This window comes from Halomonas sp. TD01 (assembly GCF_923868895.1).
Lineage (GTDB): Bacteria > Pseudomonadota > Gammaproteobacteria > Pseudomonadales > Halomonadaceae > Vreelandella.
On the sequence record NZ_OV350343.1, the window covers coordinates 1,566,128 to 1,584,180 of the forward strand.

Consider the following 18,053-nt stretch of genomic DNA (forward strand, 5'->3'; position numbering starts at 1 on the left):
CGCGAGCAACGATACAGGCGCTTTCCCTCCGAGTGTGATCGAAATAACTAACAAAACCTATCAAAGAGGAAACTGTCATGGAGTTGAATCACATCTTGTCGACCCATCGTCTTAAGGCGGCGGTAGTGGCTAGCGTACTACTTTTTCCTGCCGCACAAAGTGCTTTGGCGGATGAGGTTGTCGAACAGATCGAGCTAGGACTTGAACTCTATCAAGAGCAAGAGTACGGCGCGGCAATTACCGAGTTGGAATTTGCCATTGAAGACATGCGCAAGATGATGTCAGGCCTGATTGCCCAAACGTTCCCTGATGCACCCGATGGTTGGACGGCGCATGAAGCGTCCTCCGGTAGCGCAGGTGGGGGAGCCGCCGCCATGTTTGGTGCTGGTGGTACGTCGCTTGAGCGCACCTATCAACAAGATGACGGCGATGGTCAGATGACCGCTAGCATGATGCTTGATAGTCCGCTGATACAAAGCATGGGGGCAATGTTTAACAATCCGGCAATGATCGCCGCGCAGCCTAATATGGAGCGTGTTCGTTTGGGGCGTGAAGCGGCAGTGGTGAAGTGGGAGCCTGAACGCTCCCGTGCAGAAGTGACGCTATTACTCGATGGACGAATTATGATGCAGGTGAAGGGTGAAAACCTGGAATCCCAGGATGTCGCCGTCGACTTAATGCGTGACTGGGATCTTGCTGCTGTGCGTGAGCAAAGTGCTCGTTAACGTCGCCGCGCTGAGCGATTGAGTGAGGAGAGCTGAATGTTGAGTCTGCGTCCTTTGGCTTTTTGTGCTGCATTTGGTGCCTGTGGTGTTGTCTTTGGCGGTGAAATGGCGGCAGATCAACGGCTGGAAAAAGCCGCCTCGCTGGAGGATGTCGCGGCGGTTTTTATTCCAGAAGACACATGGCAGCGCCAGAAGGCGGCGGCGTTAGAGGAGCAACTGCGTGAGGCGCTAACCGATAATGGCGGCAGCGACAGTGTGTTCTTGGCCGACGCTGATATTGGCCCATTGGGTAAGGCGCTGCTGGTAGTGCTCAACGAAGAGCCTGTGATTCCACACGTCCGCTATCGGCTACGCTATGCTCAGGCCAATGTGACCCCTGAGTTGAGTTCGCCACTGATAGCTGAACTGGTCGAGATTTCGCGTTTTAACCTTGGGCCGTCGCGTCGCGCCGAGCTTATCGAGATATATGGCGAGAAGCAGGTGGCTCCTGCTGCAGAATTTGGTCAGACGCCGGACGTTGCTTGGCGGCTGGTTACTCGACCTATTATGGGGCAGGTTGCAGGTCTCGTTCATGTGGCCCGACGCGAGCTGTCACAACAGCACGCTGCTGACTGCTTCGAGTTTTCTTGTCGTGACGTCGACTCGCTCAACGAAGCCGTACGTGATTGGCCAGAATTCGAGCCGATCGAGCCTCTGTTCGACCAGGGGCCGCTGGAGCTATCGGTGCTACAGGTAGGCCTAGAGAAGCTGGGCCTACGCGATGAGCAGGGTCACGCTGGCTGGCGTATCCCAGAGTGGCCGGAAAGTGTTGCAGCAGGGGAGCCCTTTATTGACGCTTATATAGAAAGAGGGCTGGGGCAGGACGACGCGTTAGACCTCGTCATTCACCATGACCAGTTGATGGATGATCATACCCGTGCGCTCTGGGAGCGGCTGATTGTCCTCAGTCCAGGCGATAGTGCGCTAATGTTCTCTACCAGTGACCAACAGCCCTGGCCGAGACAAGATCAGTAAGCTGCTGAACTTTTTTTAATAAAAAAAGCTATACGGTAGCTGCGCACTAAAGCGGGCTCACCCCGTTTCAGCAGCGTAATAAGCAACGAGAAAATCAGTGACGACGGATTAGACAGGTGATGAAACAGGAGAAAAATAAATGATAAATCCACAACGATGCTTGAGCGGTGCACTGTTACTGGGTGGGCTTATGTGGGGGGCAGGGCACGCCGTTGCCGACGAGGTCAGCGGCACGCTAGATGGAGAGCCTAAGGAGTGGCATGTTGTTACTCACTCGGAAGGTTCAACGGCTAATTTTTCTGAGCTGATGCCGGGTATGATGAATGTCACTGTCCAAGGGCATAGAGAACCGAGATTTGAAACCCAGGGCACGCTTAGCATTAGCTTTATAGTCATGAACGGCAACGCGGGTGATGCCTCGGTGAGCTACTTTCCAGAAAGCGGAATGATGCCCCATTACGGCACAGAACAAGATGTGCCCATTGATATAGAGCTGCTGGATGTCGATGGCGACACTGGCCGAGTAAAAGGGCGTGTTGCAACGTCGCTTGCCTATTTGGCGTCTATGTCAGAAGACTATGATCACAGCAATACTATGGACATTGACGTGTCTTTTGATGTGACGTTGGTGCGCGAAGAGTATTGATCAGCAGTAGCCGTCTACTTCTCAACTACTTCTCATCCTTGTTCCGCCTCAACGCTGTGAGCGATGAGGCGGCAACGCAAAGCGAGACTTACACGCTTAACCTTTCAACACGCTTAGACGCGGCCAGCGTATATAAAAACTCCAACCCCAGGGTGGCCGCGGCGAGTGACGTGATATCGCCATGGTCGTAAGCGGGGTTTACCTCAACAACATCCATACCTATTAACTCCATGCCTACCATGCCGCGGATCACTTTTAGCATTAGGTCGGTAGACATGCCGCCACATACTGGTGTCCCTGTTCCTGGCGCGTAGGCAGGGTCTAAGCCGTCAATGTCCAGGCTGATATAAGCGGGATGATGGCCAACGCGGGCACGGATGCGTTCTAGCACGGCGGCAGGGCCATGGTCATTTACCCAGTCGGCATCCAGCACTTCATAAGGGTGGTTATGGCGGTCATAGCTGGTGCGAATACCAATTTGCAGTGAGTGCTCCGGCACTACCAAACCCTCTTTTAGGGCATGATGGAAAATAGTGCCATGGTCAAAGCGCGTGCCTTGCTCGTAGGTGTCGGTATGGGCATCAAAATGGATCAGTGCCAGTGGGCCATGCTCACGAGCATGAGCACGCAGCAGGGGCAGGCTGATGTAGTGATCGCCACCCAGCGTCAGCATTTTTTTACCGGCTTTTAGCCAACGGTTGGCGTGGATTTCCAAGTTGTCGACCAAGCTCTCCGGCTCGCCATAAGCGTAATCAACGTTGCCTGCATCGCAAACTTTGAGGCGATCTTCTAATGCGAAGTCCCATGGCCAGCGTTTGCCTTCCCAAATCAGGTTAGCGGTACTTTGACGAATAGCATTCGGCCCCATGCGGGTGCCAGCACGACCAGAACAAGCAAGGTCAAAGGGAACGCCACTCACCACAACGTCGGCGTCAGTTGCCTTAGGATCCGTTGCTTTTGCTACGCCCATAAAGGTAGAAATCATATCGCCATAAAGGCTGGGCATCGTTTGTGGGTGGGTCACCGGTGTACTTCTCCTTGCGTGCTGGGTAATCGCTGGTGGGCGAATGAGCGGCAGACAATAAGCAATTTCTGGTGATAAATTAAATGAATGTTTAGAATTTAATCATTCGTAATATGAATGATGAGGGGCCTATGCGCTCGCTACGCCATTTCGACCTAAACCTGCTGCTAGTATTTGAGGCGCTAATGCGTGAGCGCCATGTCACTCGCGCAGCAGAAACGCTGCATCTAAGCCAGCCAGCACTTAGCCATGCGTTAAAACGGTTGCGGGATGCGCTGGAAGATCCATTATTAATACGTACCAACAATGGTCTGCAGCCAACGCCCCGTGCGCTGGCGTTGCTGCCAGTCGTGCAGCAGGCGCTGACAATGTTGCAGGAAGGCCTTACCCCGCCGGCCAGCTTTTCCCCATCCACTAGCGCGCGGCATTTTACCTTGGCCACCACGGATTATTTTGAAGAGGTGATGTATCCAGCGTTTCTGAGCCAATTACTGACGTACGCGCCGGATATCAGCTTTACCATTGAGCTGATCACCCCCAGCGTACTCAGTGAAGGACTGGAACAGCGACAAGTGGATATGGTGGTAGGGCTGGATAGCCAAAGCACGCTGCCCAGCGGTGTCATACAGCACCCTTGGATGGATGAGGAGTTGGTTTGTTTGGCCGCGACTGGTAATGGCCGCGTAGGCGATGCACTGGATATTCAGCAGTTTGCCCGTGAGGCCCATGTGGCACTGACTGATATCAGCGGTTTAAGACCCAGTAACATCGATAGTTGTTTAGTACGGCACGGGCTCAACCGCCGAGTGATTTCAAAGAACTTAAATTATATTGCGGCAGCGCGGGTCGTGGCGCTCACTGATGCGATCATGACGTTGCCACGCCAAATGGCCGAGCGATTTATCACGATGCTGCCGGTGCGTATCGTCGCGCCACCTAAAGAACTGCCTGCACTCAACATGACGCTGATTCAACACGGGCTGTATGCCAATGAACCTGCCCTCATTTGGTTGACTCAATCGCTGCAGGAATTCGCCAGCACCTTTAAGCAAAAAATCCCTTAGAGGTAGCTGATCCCTGCTTGTTGGTTGGAAGTTGCTTCAATAAAGGCGGATGACTTAGTAGAGTGTCAGAAAAGATACAGTAAGCGGAATTTAGCTAAACCACAGGCAACCATAATAATGACAGCAACGTATAAACTCCTGATTGCCGACGATCATCCCCTGGTGCGCGATGCCATGGCGCGAGTGATCCGTGAAGCTTACGCAGATGCTGAGGTTATCGAGGTAGAAGACTTTGATGCGGCCCTCGCCCATGCCCAGCAAGATCCAGATCTTGATTTGATATTGCTAGATTTAAATATGCCTGGCATGAATGGGTTAACAGGGCTTTTGCAGCTGCGTAACGAGCAGCCTACGATTCCCGTGGTGATTGTGTCTGCGGAAGAGGATAAGCAGATTATTCTGCAGGCAGTCTCCTGCGGTGCGGCGGGGTTTATCACCAAGTCACTGCCTCGTGATCAGATGCGCCACGCCATTGCCCAAGTGCTGGAAGGCAATATCTTTCTACCTGCCGATGCGATGCGCGCGCCGGACAGTATCCGCAAGCGTCGCCACCAGGATCAGGGATTTACCGCGGAACAGCTGCGCCTGCTGACCCGCAAGCAGCTACAAGTGTTGGAGCATATGACGCGCGGTGAATCTAACAAGATGATTGCCTATCACCTTAATATTGCAGAAACCACGGTGAAAGCCCACGTGTCAGCGATCTTGCGCAAGCTGGGGGTGACCAGCCGAGTACAGGCGATTTTATCCGCCAACGATATCGATTTCTCCCAGTTCCTCAATCGTTGACTTGCCGCAGCTGTCGGTTTGTCTCAGCGATTGACTTCATAATGGCCAGCGCTATCCAGCCAGTGGGTTTGCCAATGGCCCAAGGTGTTTATCTGAGTGAGTAAATTGGTAAGTGCCTGTGAATCGATGCGTTGTTGTCCAAGGCGATGCAGTGGCTGATTGGTACCTGTTAAGAGGCTTTGCCACTGGAGAACCAGCGCCGCGAGTGGCGTTTCAGGCGGTGTTAGCGTTGGCAGTTGCGCCTGCAGAACGCTATCCGACGTTTTCCAGAGGGCATCGGTGATCGATTGTAACTTTTCCGCTATCCGTTTTTCCTCTAACGGCTTCCCCCCTGCCGAGCCCGCGTCTTTGCTGATTTCCCCCACATTGCTAGTTTGCACGACATAGCCAAGTGAGCAAGGTGCGCCGTCGCCACTGCGAACCGCTGCCACATAGCCCAAGTGATGGTCATAGCGTGCCTGCTGAAAAAAAGCCCCGCTGTGATGCTGCTCCGCAAGTGCCAATAGTAATCGCTGGCTGGGAGTTCCCGGTAGGCTCAGTGTCCGCATGATGGCGGTGCTGGTCGATAGGTTGGCGGAGGGCTGCTCAGCGCGTATTGCTACGCGGCTCGCCAAGTTCGCTAGCGCGTTGCAAACGGCAGCGGCGCCTGTGCTATGGGAAACCCATACCACAGGCGCGGCAGGCAATGGTGTTAAGCGCTGTATCAATTGCTGAGCCAGCATCCCTTCTTGAGCCTTAGAGGCAGCTAACACGGCGTCTTCCAACAGCGCCACCATAGCGTGGTTGGCTTGACTACCCATCGCTATCACCCAACTGCCGTGGGGTGAGTTCTCCTGCTTGAAGACAATAGCCTGGCGAGCGAGCCGCTTAGCGGTGAGCGGGCTGGGTACAACCACTGCGCCGGGCACAAAACAGGCCGCCCAGGCGGTAGTGGCAAGTACCGCGAAATCATCGCTAACACCGTACTGACCGCACCAATGCTGCACGGCGGGGTAAGCCGGTGGTTGTCTATCAAAAGCGTGTGGTGAGGGCGGTGGAGGCGTATTACCCAGTAGGCAACGGGCATGACTAGCCGCAAACGTGCTTGTGACTGGCTGATGTTCAGAGGACAGCGTAGCAAAGCGACGAGTAAGCGCTTGGCGGCGGGCGTGTGCAAACCAAGCCGGGGCTAACTGCATCGTATCAACGGGTGGCTGCCAACGGTTGCCATGAGCGTTAGTTGCTGTGCCGAGCAGGGCGGCTAAGCGCTCACTTAGGGCAGCCGCAAGGGCTTTCACCTGGTCCTGGGTCGCAGTGCCGCTTAGCGTCAAGCTAAAAGCGTCTGTCGCCCCGCTAGGGGCCAACGTTGCGCGGTAGTCGGTAATCGAATCAGGCAACTGCTCCACTAGGAGGCCTTGATTTAACCGATCAGCAGTGTCGCCAAGAGCGGTAAGTTGGTGACGAGCAATGGCCGAGGACAGCGGCCACAGTAGCTCAACGGTATTGCCCGTACTAGCTACCTTCGTGCTGAACTGACGGCTCCAACGAGGCGCAATGGAAAGCGAAGGAGCGCAAGGTATTGGTGGGCTAAACAGCGCTGCCATGCGTTTAATCAGGCGGTTCATCGCTTTCGCTGCCCACGGGCTGATAATGGCGATACTAACGCGGCCGCCATGGTAATAGGCGCGATGAAACGCGGTGAGCGCTTCAAATAATAGCGTCATGTCGCTACCTAGGGTTTGCGCGTTACCGTGACGGCAGCCCGCACCAATATGCTGTGAATCGCTGAGCGTGGAGATGGCCGACAATCGTTGCATCGCCGAACTGTGCTGGCGGGCCTGCCACTCGGCGTCAATAGCAGCGACTTCAGCGCCAATGACTGATGGCGAAAACGCAGGCGTGGCGAGCTGGCTGGCAACGGTGAGCGCCGCTACTTCTAGTTTGTTTGCTGATATCGAGAAATGTACATCGGTGATGTAGTCATCGGTATGGGCGTTCAGGCTTCCTTGGTGTTGGGAAAACCAAGTAAGCAGGCTGATGTTAGAGGACGCTTCCAGCGGCGCGGTAGTGAGCACGTGTTCTAATAAATGAGCCAGCCCTGGCAGGGCGCGCGGCTCATCCAAATAGCCCGCCACAATGGCAATGCTGACGTGAGCGCGGGTTAAGTGGGGCGCGTAGGCCAGCACTCCCTGCGCCCCGTTAGGCAAGGAGATACAGGTTTGTTGGAAACTCAGGCTAGCCATTAAGCAGGCTACGCAGCAGCGCGCGCAGTTTGCCGGGGCGAACGGGTTTGTTTAACTGCGGCACGCCAGCATGACGCAACCGTCTCTGCCAGTGGTCAGAGCGGTCGGCGCTGAGAATAGCGGCTGGCAGATGCGGGTCGTGCCAGTGCTGGCGAAGTTGGCGAATAGCTTCCAAGCCAGTCATATGGTCATCTAAGTGAAGGTCGACGAGCAGCATATCCGGTGCTTCCTGGCAGGCTTTAGCGGTATCGACATCCAGGGCAGTATCGCAACTGATTTTCCATTCAGTTAACAGCAGCGCCATGCCTTGCAAAATTGTTGGCTCATTATCCAGGATCAGCACGCGAAGACCTTCAAACTCATCGTCAGCGGAGAGCGGCGCGCTGGGAGCGGGGGCTTGGCTAAAGGAAATTCCGCTGGCACGGGGCACCGTAACAGCAAAGCAGGAGCCTTGGCCGGGTGCTGAGCGCACAGAGAGCGGATGCTCAAGGCGCTGGCTAATCCGTTCCACAATCGCAAGCCCTAGGCCAACGCCCTGGCGGTCCCGCGCACGGGTAGCATTAAGTTGGTGAAACTCGCGAAAAATAAGCCGGTAGTCACTTTCGGGAATACCAATACCGCTATCGACAACCTGAACGGCCAGGCTGTCGTCGCCATGACGGCGGACACCCAGGCAGATGCCGCCCCGATGGGTATAGCGGCAGGCGTTAGCAAGAAAGTTGCGCACAATGCGGCTGAGTAGATAAGGGTCGCTTGTCACTGCTTGATGAGAAGGCACGTAGCGCAGTGTTAGCCCCTTGCGCTGGGCCACAGGGGTAAATTCATCAGCCAGATTGCTGAGGATATCGTCGAGTTTAAAGTGGCGTAGTTGTGGCTGTACCTGGCCGTGATCCAGTCGTGAAATGTCCAACAGATCGGAAAGAATTGCTTCGGCACCTTCCAGTGAGTTTTGTACACTCTCAATCAGAGCCAAATTATCGCTGTTAGTCAACCGCTCCTGTAGCGAGGCTACCAATAAGCGTGCAGCGTTCATGGGTTGCAGCAGGTCATGGCTAGCGGCAGCTAGGTAGCGGTCTTTGCTTTGGTTAGCAAACTCAGCGGCATCGCGGGCGCTTCTAAGCTCCTCGTTGAGCCGTTCAAGCGCCTGGGTTCGGTCTGCTACCCGTGCCTCCAGGTGGGCATTGAGTGTTTCTAAATGCTGGCGGGCGCGCTCACGTTCGGTAATATCTGCCACAAAGCCTTCGATCAGGTCTTCGTCTCCAGCAAGCTCGGCGGGCTTACGTATTAATGTAATTGCCACGGGTACCTGATGCCCGGAGGCGCCTTGCAGCCAGGTGGTTTGGCCCGTTACGTGCCCTTGCGCGAGCAGCAGGTCGCGCAGCTGTTGACCAGTAGATGCGTTAACAAACAGCGCGTCAAAGCGCGCACAGCGTTCGAGCGTATGCACCACGCTACTATCATCGAGCATGGCGGCAAGCGCCGGATTGGCAGCGCGCAGTTTGCCGGACAGCGATGCCTGAAAAATACCGTGTAGCGCGTTCTCGAACAGCCATTTATAACGGTTGCGCTCAACCTCAAGCTCTTCTAAGCAGTACTGAAAGCTCGCGATAGTAGCTTTTACGCGCTGACTGCTGGCCAAGCCCGAGCAGGTCACTGACCGAAAAGCCCGAGGGGTCGCTGGCTTTTTTCATAGCGCCTCTTCGTACACCACCGCTACGTCTCGTGAGCTGGAACGGCGTGGGTTGGTCAGAATGCAAGGGTCACCAAGCGCATGGTTGGTGAGAAACGGCACGTCGCTGCGTGAGACGCCCATTACGCCGAGGGTTCCTCCCAGGCCAACTGCGTGCTTTAAATCAACTAAGTACTGAAACAGTGCTTTTTTGACCTGTTGCTGTGACAGCCCCCGACAGTCGATACCCACGGCGTCGGCAACCCGCTTAAAACGGTCGGGGGCGGCTTCGTAGTTATAGGCCACCACGTGTTCTAGCAGCATGGCGTTGCATAAGCCGTGGGGTAAATCCAAGAAGCCGCCCAAACTATGCGACATCGCATGTACCGCGCCTAAAATCGCGTTTGAAAACGCCAGCCCCGCTTGCATGCTGCCCAGCATTACTTGGGCACGTAGCTCGCCGTCGGTGGGGTTCGCCACCAGTGCTTCGAGATGGCTGCTAATTAAGCGCATGGCTTCAAGGGCGTGGGCATCGGTAAGCGGGCCACTGCCAGTTGAAACAAACGCTTCGATGGCATGCACCAGCGCGTCGACCCCTGTACATGCGGTTAGATAGGGTGACATGGTCATAGTGACTTCTGGGTCGATCAGCGATACGTCAGGAACCACCGCCTTGCTGATAATCGAAAATTTCATGCGCCGCTGCTGGTCGGAAATAATCGCAAACTGAGAAATGTCTGCCGACGTTCCCGCTGTTGAGGGAATGAAAATTAGCGGCGGAATGGGCACGCGAATCGTATCCACACCTTCGAAATCAAGAATGTGTCCGCCGTGGGCGGTGATGATGCCAATCCCTTTGGCACAGTCCATGGGGCTGCCGCCGCCCACGGCCACGATCGCCTTGCAGCCGGTTTCTCGGTAGAGCTCGGCACCGGCCATAATCTCATCGACACGTGGATTAGGTGATACGGCGGTAAAGCGCACAACGGCAATGTTGGCTTCCAGTAGCTTGGCTTCAATATCGGCTACCCAACCCGCCAGAAGCACGCCAGGGTCGGAGACCAGGAGCACTTTTTCTGCCCCGAACGTAGTGACGTAGTTGCCTGCCGCGTGGCGCGCTCCGTCGCCAAAAATAATTTCAGGAGCGACAAACTTACGAAGTTGTGTGAGCGGCGAAGTCATGGGGCGGTCTCGTTTATAGTTGTTAACCATTATCTTAAGCACCTTAAGGGATTGTTGCGCTACGACCTTGGTGCTGTCGTTATGTGGCTAGAGTGATAAAAGGCTAGCTCTCGGTCCAGCATGGTGTGGCGAGCTTTGGGGTGTCGAATACCGTGGTATTCGTTATCAAACAACAGTGTTTGTGCCTCACCACCGTGGAGTTCGATATGCCGCGCCATGGCATGAGTTTGCTCTGGCACCACGACGGCGTCTTTGCCACCCTGGATAAACAGTGCCCTTAATGGGCGCTGGCAACGGGTGACGTGGTAGGTGGGGCTGCGTTGGGCGAGCTGGGTTTCGTCTCCGATTAGCCAGCCCAGGTAACCGGATTCAAAGCGGTGTGTTTTTGCCGACAGCGTCAACGCATCGGTTACCCCGTACAGGCTGGTGGCCGCTGCAAATAGCGGCGTGGCCGCCAAGGCATTGAGGGCGGTAAACCCGCCAGCGCTTTGGCCACGAATAAAGCAGCGCGCTGTATCGATCGCAAAGTGTGTGCAGGCGGCGTTAACCAGTGCGATGACATCCTCAGTATCGCTTATCCCCCACTGGCCGGCTAAACATTCTCGATAGCGGCGGCCAAAATTGCCACTGCCCCGTGGGTTGATATCTAAAACGTGAAAGCCCTGTTGCTGCCAGTAGGCTACTAGCGGGTCATAAATAGGGTAGGCGGCGGCGGTAGGACCACCATGAACGCGCACAATCAGCGGTGCAGCGCGGTTGGCTAAGGCTGAGTAGAAAAAACCGTGTACCGTTTCGCCTTTGTTGCCAACGGGGGTTTCCAGCCATTGTGCAGTGGCGGAATTTTCAGTCACTAGGTTTTGCGTTACGTTACCCACGACGTTACCCACTAAGCATCTGCGTGAGCCATTTTCGTTGAAACGAATAAGCTGTGCGCCGCAGGTAGCGCTTTGCACTATGGCGTAATCACCGTGATCTGCCAGCGTAGTGCTTGCCACGCGGCCAGGGTCTGTTAGCAGTGCTTCCACCTGCTCGCCGCAACGGCGATACAGATGAGCTGCCCCCTGGTGCAGTTGGCAGTAAACCTGCCGTTTATCTCGCCATACGTGCTGGCGCTCACCCAACTGCCACGGTGTGGTGATGTGATCTACCGGGGTGCTGCTCAGGCAAACGGGGGTGGCTAAGTTAACCTGCCAGGGTTGCCACCAGCCAGTGTGATCGCTCATGCAAATTAGCGCGTTGTGAGGGTCAAACTGTGGCTGGCTAATCGCCGCGCCGAAGTCCCAGCTTTCAAAGGATTGAAGCGTACCGTCGGCTGCGATGTTTGCGAGGTTCAACTGACTACGCTGCCAGGGCATATAAGGCAGTGACCAGCTCACCCAGGCTAAATAGTTGCCGTCATCGCTTAATACCGCTGCGCCGTAGAAGTCAGCGCCTTCAACCAGCACTTGCCTGTTCTTGTAAGTTCTGCTGGTGTCAGTAATGGCGACCAGCCGTTGACCTTGAGAATCCTCTTCTACCGCAATCACCCGCTGGCGCTTAGGGTCGGCGCACAGCCCACCGTAGGCTGTTTGCGGGCGCTGTTGCCAGCAGTAGCTTGCACCGTGGCGGTCGAGCTGCATGATGGCTTGATCGTACTGGCGCACCCATACGACGCCCCCTAGTAGGGGCGTGTAGCTGCCGCCGCCGTACTGATTCACGCGGCTACCCACCGCATCTTCTACTGCACAGCGCGGCGGCTCGTTGCCGTCGGCGGGCCACTGCCAAAGTTGCATGCCGCCCGTTTGCGGGCAGCGAGCCAGCCAGTAAATAGCTTGGGCATCACTGTGTAACTCGGCCAAGGTGTCAGTAGGTTCGGTAGCATCTGCCAGGGTAAGTAGCATGGGCGTGCTCCTTAGTGTGGAGTGCCCCACAGCAGCCGTGCTTCGTAGCGTGGGTAAAGCTGCATTACGCTGCGGGTGAACTCGTATTTGGTGAGTGCCATGGTGCTAAACGAGTCGGGAATTTCAACGGCCAAGGCATGGTTTGCACCAAGCCCTTCGCTAGCCACGTCACTTAGGTGTTGGTCTAGCCATTCAAGGTAATGCGTGGTTTGGCCAATGATCATTTCGGGCGGCGCACTGGGCCCATGGCCGGGTACCGCGACGCTGGCGTTGAGTGTGCGTAGATCGTTCAGTTCTTCCCGCCACTGTTGCAGGCTTGGGCTGTGAGCAGTGGCAGCAGCACGTTGGTAGAACCCCATGTCGCCCAAAAACAGCACGTCGGTGGCATGATCCATAATCACTAGGTCTCCACCGCTATGGCCGCTCATGGCGAAAAGCGTGAGCGGGTAGTTTCCAAGGGTTATCTCGCCGGCCTCGATCACGTTGGGTAGGGCAATAGGCAAGCGCTCCAAGCTGCGCCCGGTTAGTCGCTCTACGTTATCGATCAATGCGTCCTGGTCGCGGGCCATCAACGCACGAGTGCTGGCTAAGGTGAGGTGTTGTGCCTCGTCAAAGGCGGCATTACCAAAAAAGTGGTCGGGGTGGTGATGGGTATTCAAGACCCAGCGTACGGGGTGAGAGGTGTGCTGGGCAATTAGTGTTTTGAGGGCTTCGCCAAAGTGTGGACTGCTGCCGCTGTCGATAAGGATGACACCACTGGGCGTCGTTATAAACGCTTGGTTGCCAATATGGCCGCAGTTGTTGGTGGAGAGTTCTTCTCTTAAGCCTTCCACCATCCAGGTGTTTTCCGCGACCGACTGGGCGGTGAGCGGGCGTTCGCAGAACATCACCGCTTCGCTGGCCGCCAGCGGCGTGATCAGCAAGGTACTGAAGGCGGCTAGAAAACACGCCTTCATGGCTGCAGGCCGATAGAAAAGCGGTTGCCGTTGTTATCCCGCGCGCCAATCACATAACCGCCTGGAGAGGGGCGCATATGCAGCCCCAGGGTGGGGTTGGCGCTCACCGATGCGTCGATATCCAGGGCGGCCACTTGCTCGCCCTGCTGATCCAACAGTTCAAACGACTGCACATAAAAGGCTGGCTGGCTGGGGATTAAGCCGCTGTCCATGGGGTGAGAAAGGCGCACCCGCAGCCGCTGTTCGTCTTTATTGGCAAACAGCCGTCCCTGCAGCTCACCGAAGGTGTTTTCCCAGTCGGTGTCAGCACTGGCAATACCGGGTGTGGTGCAACCGCCGCCTTCCGCTTCAATATAGGTGCCGCCCACATGCCAAGTATCCCCCTGTTTCACCGCTACGCGCACCGCGGAGGCTTGTTCCAAGCGAATGTTTAACGATAGCTTGGCTAAGCCATGGCTCATCGGGGAATAGCGAAACAAGCGGGGAATCGGGTTGAGATCCACCCAAGCAATCATGTCGGTGATTGGCTCGCCGCTGGTTTCTAAGGCGCTGGCGTCTAGCTCAATGGGTACTTGTCCTGAGTCTTCGGCGAATCCTGGCGCGCTAACGATGACGCGCTCATCAAACACCACGGGGGCGTCGCCCAGAAAGCGTTCGCGGTACACAGGCCACATAAAGGAGTTAAGCGGATCCTGCTCAGCCGTGCTCGCTGTGGCCAACGCGGTGGTCGGCAGCGCGAGCAGTAGCCAGAAAAGCACGACGAGTGCGGGGGTAAAGGATGCGGCGATCGCCGCGGCGAGCCGTTGTAACGTGATGAAAGGGGTTAGGGTTGCCATGGTGCCTCCCAGCGTTGGAATTATTGTCCAGTCGTTTCCATACTGACCGTTTCCAACCACGTGCGAATGGCCCACAGCCCTTCTTGGCTAACGTAATCGGACATGCGCGGCATTAGTACACGGCCGTTGCGCTCGGCGCCATTGGTGACCAGCTCTTTGAACCACTCATCGCCCCATGCGCCGTTCTCCAACTCGCGCAGGTCCGGGGCGATGCCGCCGGATTTCGCTTCTAGTCCGTGGCAAGCGGCACAGTTGCTGTTGTAAGCGCGAGCACCAATATCAATGGCGAGTTCTTGCTGGGGATGATCCCGGTAGGGGTTCTCTTCCCGCCATTCGTCGCCTAAGCGTTCGAGGTCTTTAATGTCAACGGCTTGAGGGGTCACGCTGCCGTGAGACCAGGCCAGCGGCGAAGCCAGCAAAGCGGCAAGGGCGATAGCACCCACTTGGCTGCTGAGGCGTAAGGGCAGTTTTGCTGAGCTTGTTTTTGTCAGTACGGTTTTTGTAATGGTCATGGGAAATGCTCCTCAGGGGATCAATGTATCGTCACTTGAGTGAGCTTAGGCAGGCAGGCCTTTGGAACCTATAGCACCTTAGGCATCGCTAGGCTCCTCCTTTGGAAGTAGTGCTAAATCAGGATGAGAACGCGACTGGAGGGGTAGATTGGTTTGTTATCCGAGCTTCTAAGCTGGACTTAGTCTTGCTGGCACCACGCAAGCAGCAGCTTGGCCGCTTTGCAGCCATTGCATTGTGATCATTACTCGGATGGAAAACCCATGACATACGCTATCAATAACAACACGTCAGCCCGCAAAATTTCGTGGCCCTTTCGCCTGCGTACACTCACCGCCGCCGTTGCTTACGCCTCTGCCCTAGGCGTTGGGGGTGTTGCGATGACAGCCCACGCCAGCGAGGTGACCTGGGACGATATTCTCAATGACCATAACAACACTGAAACGGTGTTGATGTACGGCATGGGCGTGAAAGCACAGCGCTATAGCCCGCTTAATCAAATTAACGCAGATAACGTCGAAATGCTGACCCCTGCGTGGTCCCACTCGTTTGGCGATGAAATGCAGCGTGGCCAAGAATCTCAGGCGCTGATCCATGAAGGCGTCATTTATGTTACCGGCTCCTACTCACGTATTTTTGCTATTGATGCGCGCACTGGCCAGCGGCTGTGGTCTTACAACCATCGCCTGCCCAGCGATATCCGCCCCTGCTGTGACGTGGTGAACCGCGGTGCGGCCATCTATGGTGATAAAGTATTCTTCGGTACGTTGGATGCTGGCATCGTGGCGCTGAATAAAGATACCGGTGACGTGGTGTGGCGCGAACGCTTTGGTGACCACCGCGCGGGCTACACCATGACCGGTGCGCCAACGATTGTAGAAGATAGCGAAACAGGTCGCGTGTTGCTGATTCATGGCTCTTCGGGGGATGAGTTCGGCATTGTGGGTAAGCTGTATGCCCGCGATCCGGAAACCGGCGAAGAGATTTGGATGCGGCCCTTTGTTGAAGGCCACATGGGACGTTTGAACGGTGAAGAGAGCACTCCGACAGGTGATGCCAACGCGCCTTCCTGGCCCGATGACCCCGATAGCGAAACCGGCAAAGTACAAGCCTGGAGCCAAGGTGGTGGCGCGCCATGGCAGAGCGCCAGTTTCGACCCTGACACCAATACCATCATCATTGGCGCGGGTAACCCGGCCCCCTGGAACGGTTGGGCACGCACTTCAGAAGACGGCGATCCGTCGGACTACGACAGCCTCTATACTTCGGGTCAGTTGGGTATCGACCCTTCGACCGGTGAAGTGAAGTGGTTCTATCAGCACACGCCCAACGACACCTGGGACTTCTCGGGCAATAACGAGATCGTATTGTTTGAGTACGAAGATGAGAATGGCCAAACGGTGAATGCAGGTGCCCACGCTGACCGTAATGGCTTCTTCTATGTCACTGATCGGACCAACGGCGAGCTCATCAACGCCTTCCCCTTTGTCGATAACATCACTTGGGCCACCCACATTGATCTAGAAACCGGTCGCCCGGTTGAGGCTGAAGGCCAGCGTCCTCCGCGCTTGGAAGAAGGGCAAACCCGCTCCGAATCGGTTGAGGTTTCACCACCGTTCCTAGGCGGTAAAAACTGGAACCCCATGGCTTACAGTGAAGATACGGGGCTGTTCTACGTGCCGGGTAACCACTGGAAAGAAGATTACTGGACCGAGGAAGTCGAGTACGTGGAAGGCGCGGCCTACCTAGGTATGGGCTTCCGCATTAAGCGTATGTACGACGACCACGTCGGTATTCTACGCGCTGTTGATCCAGTCACTGGTGAGTACGCTTGGGAGCATAAAGAACCCATGCCGCTATGGGCAGGCGTGTTAGCGACCCACGGTGATCTGGTATTTACCGGTACGGGTGATGGCTACTTCAAAGCCTTCCACGCTGAAACCGGTGAAGAGCTTTGGAAGTTCCAGGTAGGCACCGGCATCATTTCACCACCGGTAACTTGGGAAATGGATGGTGAACAGTACATTGGTGTTACTGCCGGTTATGGCGGCGCGGTTCCTCTCTGGGGCGGTGATATGGCTGAACTGACGCGGCCGATTGCTCAGGGCGGCTCGTTCTGGGTCTTCAAGCTGCCATCTTTCGTTCAAGATCTGGCTAACCGTTAAGTTATTGACCCCTCTTGGGCGGCCTTTGCCGCCCTTTTTTGAATAACATTAACGGTAATGGAGAGAACAATAATGATAACGCGTAATGCTCTACCTGTATTAAGCCGCCAAACGACGGCGATTTTTCTCTGTCTGAGCGCGATAGGCAGCGTCGTTGCCGACGATTATGTTGAAGAGTATCAACCGCCTGTGCATAACGGCTGTGAGCTGGTGCCAGGTACTCAATGCGCCAATATGGATTTATCCGGTGGCGACTTTTCCAATCTTGACTTACAAGGCGCTAACTTTGCGGGCAGCAATCTAGAGGGCGCTGATTTCCGCCACAGCAACCTACGCAGCGTGGATTTTGAAGGCGCATCGTTGCGACATGCCAACCTCAATCGCGCGCGTATGCCTAGCACTCATTTACGTGGTGCCGATCTTTCCCATGCCAGTTTGATTGGGTTGGATAGCTGGAGTATCTATGCCCAGGGCGCGACGTTTGACCATGCTGATTTGACTGGCGCTAACCTGGAGTTTGCCCGGCTTTCTGGCGCCAGCATGCAGGGAACGACGCTGATGGGCAGTAATCTGGAAATGGCCTGGATGAATAAGGTCAACCTGATCGGAGCGGACCTGCGCGATGCTAATCTGCAAGAAGCCAAAATGAACATCGCGCGCCTCAATGATGCGGATATGACGGGTGCTCGCATCCACTATGGAAACTTCCAAATGGCCCAAATGGAGGGCTGTACCGCCTGCCCGTTTGATTGGGAGTAATGTCACTATGTTGGCACAATCTTCGGCGCACTCTGTGCGCCGCTATATCCTCTGTTTGGCTTGGGCATCTGGTGTATTCAGCGGAGCGGCACTCGCTGAAGCGCCCTCAGCGGCATTTAACCAAGAAGGCTACCGCTTGCCGCCTTTTAAAGCACCGGTTACTGCACCGCTACCAGGGGTGACCACGTTAGATGATCATGCCTTTCAAGCCCTTGTAGAAGCACCGCCAGTGATATTAGTGGATGTTAATGCGCTGCCCTGGAGCGACGGCCTGTTTTTGCAAGATAGCCCTCATCTAACCATTCCTAACAGCGTTTGGCTGCCCAACGTTGGCGCACCTGCATTGGAAGATGAGTGGATCGACTATTTCACCGATGCACTTGATGTGTTTCGTGAGTATGCAGAGGCGGCGCCGCTAGTATTCTTCTGCCGGGCTGACTGCTGGCTTTCCTGGAACGCTGCTCGGCGTGCCGAGGCAATGGGCTATGAAGAGCTATATTGGTACCCCGGTGGGGTGGATGGCTGGCAAGCGAGCGGTCATTCGTTAGCAGCCGTTTGCCCGCAGTTGCCCGCTCATGCTGAGCGAGCTACCTGCGAGCCTTAATAGGTCTG

Annotated in this window: 16 protein-coding genes; 8 read left to right on the forward strand and 8 right to left on the reverse strand. The window is 55.7% G+C overall.

The features are described from left to right. The first annotated feature begins 77 nt into the window (after positions 1-77). From L1X57_RS07315 to L1X57_RS07325, 3 genes are all read left to right on the forward strand, one after another. Entirely contained in the window at positions 78-725 is a 648-nt protein-coding gene (locus tag L1X57_RS07315; protein WP_009723011.1) for a hypothetical protein, read from the forward strand. A gap of 36 nt (positions 726-761) precedes the next feature. Next, positions 762-1,739 carry a hypothetical protein gene (locus tag L1X57_RS07320; protein ID WP_009723010.1) on the forward strand — a complete coding sequence of 326 codons (978 nt, stop codon included), beginning with the start codon at positions 762-764 and terminating at the stop codon, positions 1,737-1,739. A gap of 139 nt (positions 1,740-1,878) precedes the next feature. Further along, complete coding sequence (locus L1X57_RS07325) at positions 1,879-2,385, forward strand: hypothetical protein (protein ID WP_009723009.1); 507 nt, start codon at positions 1,879-1,881, stop codon at positions 2,383-2,385. An 88-nt stretch (positions 2,386-2,473) separates the two neighbouring features. Here the strand turns inward: L1X57_RS07325 and speB are convergent, their stop codons facing one another. Then, complete coding sequence (gene speB / locus L1X57_RS07330; RefSeq protein ID WP_050801089.1) at positions 2,474-3,391, reverse strand: agmatinase; 918 nt, start codon at positions 3,389-3,391, stop codon at positions 2,474-2,476. Positions 3,392-3,540: 149 nt separating this feature from the next. On the opposite strand from speB, the gene L1X57_RS07335 reads away from it, so the two are divergent. Then, positions 3,541-4,473 (forward strand): LysR family transcriptional regulator, encoded by a 933-nt coding sequence (locus L1X57_RS07335; protein WP_009723007.1) that lies wholly within the window; start codon positions 3,541-3,543, stop codon positions 4,471-4,473. Positions 4,474-4,590: 117 nt separating this feature from the next. Beyond that, on the forward strand, positions 4,591-5,262 hold the full coding sequence (locus L1X57_RS07340) for a response regulator (RefSeq protein WP_009723006.1): 672 nt from the start codon (positions 4,591-4,593) through the stop codon (positions 5,260-5,262). 23 nt (positions 5,263-5,285) lie between these two features. On the opposite strand, the gene L1X57_RS07345 is transcribed toward L1X57_RS07340, so the two are convergent. From L1X57_RS07345 to pedF, 7 genes are read right to left on the reverse strand one after another with little or no spacing between them, the layout of a single operon-like run. Then, positions 5,286-7,427: an insulinase family protein gene (locus L1X57_RS07345; protein ID WP_234667994.1), complete on the reverse strand. Its 2,142-nt coding sequence runs from the start codon at positions 7,425-7,427 to the stop codon at positions 5,286-5,288. A gap of 49 nt (positions 7,428-7,476) precedes the next feature. Next, complete coding sequence (locus L1X57_RS07350) at positions 7,477-9,138, reverse strand: PAS domain-containing hybrid sensor histidine kinase/response regulator (protein WP_234667996.1); 1,662 nt, start codon at positions 9,136-9,138, stop codon at positions 7,477-7,479. Positions 9,139-9,171: 33 nt separating this feature from the next. Beyond that, entirely contained in the window at positions 9,172-10,335 is a 1,164-nt protein-coding gene (gene ercA, locus L1X57_RS07355) for an alcohol dehydrogenase-like regulatory protein ErcA (RefSeq protein ID WP_009723003.1), read from the reverse strand. A 59-nt stretch (positions 10,336-10,394) separates the two neighbouring features. Then, a complete protein-coding gene (locus tag L1X57_RS07360; protein WP_009723002.1) occupies positions 10,395-12,215 on the reverse strand; it encodes an alpha/beta hydrolase family protein in 1,821 nt (606 codons plus the stop codon). 11 nt (positions 12,216-12,226) lie between these two features. Next, the gene (locus L1X57_RS07365; protein WP_009723001.1) at positions 12,227-13,171 is read right to left on the reverse strand and encodes a quinoprotein relay system zinc metallohydrolase 1; all 945 of its coding nucleotides are present in this window, start codon (positions 13,169-13,171) and stop codon (positions 12,227-12,229) included. Next, positions 13,168-14,007 (reverse strand): quinoprotein dehydrogenase-associated SoxYZ-like carrier, encoded by an 840-nt coding sequence (locus L1X57_RS07370; protein WP_009723000.1) that lies wholly within the window; start codon positions 14,005-14,007, stop codon positions 13,168-13,170. Before L1X57_RS07370 ends, L1X57_RS07365 begins: the two co-directional genes overlap by 4 nt. Before the next feature lie 20 nt (positions 14,008-14,027). Next, positions 14,028-14,519, reverse strand: coding sequence for a cytochrome c-550 PedF (gene pedF / locus L1X57_RS07375; protein ID WP_009722999.1), 492 nt, complete (start codon positions 14,517-14,519; stop codon positions 14,028-14,030). 378 nt (positions 14,520-14,897) lie between these two features. On the opposite strand from pedF, the gene L1X57_RS07380 reads away from it, so the two are divergent. The 3 genes from L1X57_RS07380 (at position 14,898) to L1X57_RS07390 (ending at position 18,045) form a co-directional block, all read left to right on the forward strand. After that, positions 14,898-16,682 carry a methanol/ethanol family PQQ-dependent dehydrogenase gene (locus L1X57_RS07380; RefSeq protein WP_232318779.1) on the forward strand — a complete coding sequence of 595 codons (1,785 nt, stop codon included), beginning with the start codon at positions 14,898-14,900 and terminating at the stop codon, positions 16,680-16,682. 72 nt (positions 16,683-16,754) lie between these two features. After that, entirely contained in the window at positions 16,755-17,441 is a 687-nt protein-coding gene (locus L1X57_RS07385) for a pentapeptide repeat-containing protein (protein WP_009722996.1), read from the forward strand. Positions 17,442-17,448: 7 nt separating this feature from the next. Then, a complete protein-coding gene (locus L1X57_RS07390; RefSeq protein ID WP_009722995.1) occupies positions 17,449-18,045 on the forward strand; it encodes a rhodanese-like domain-containing protein in 597 nt (198 codons plus the stop codon). Positions 18,046-18,053 lie beyond the last annotated feature (8 nt).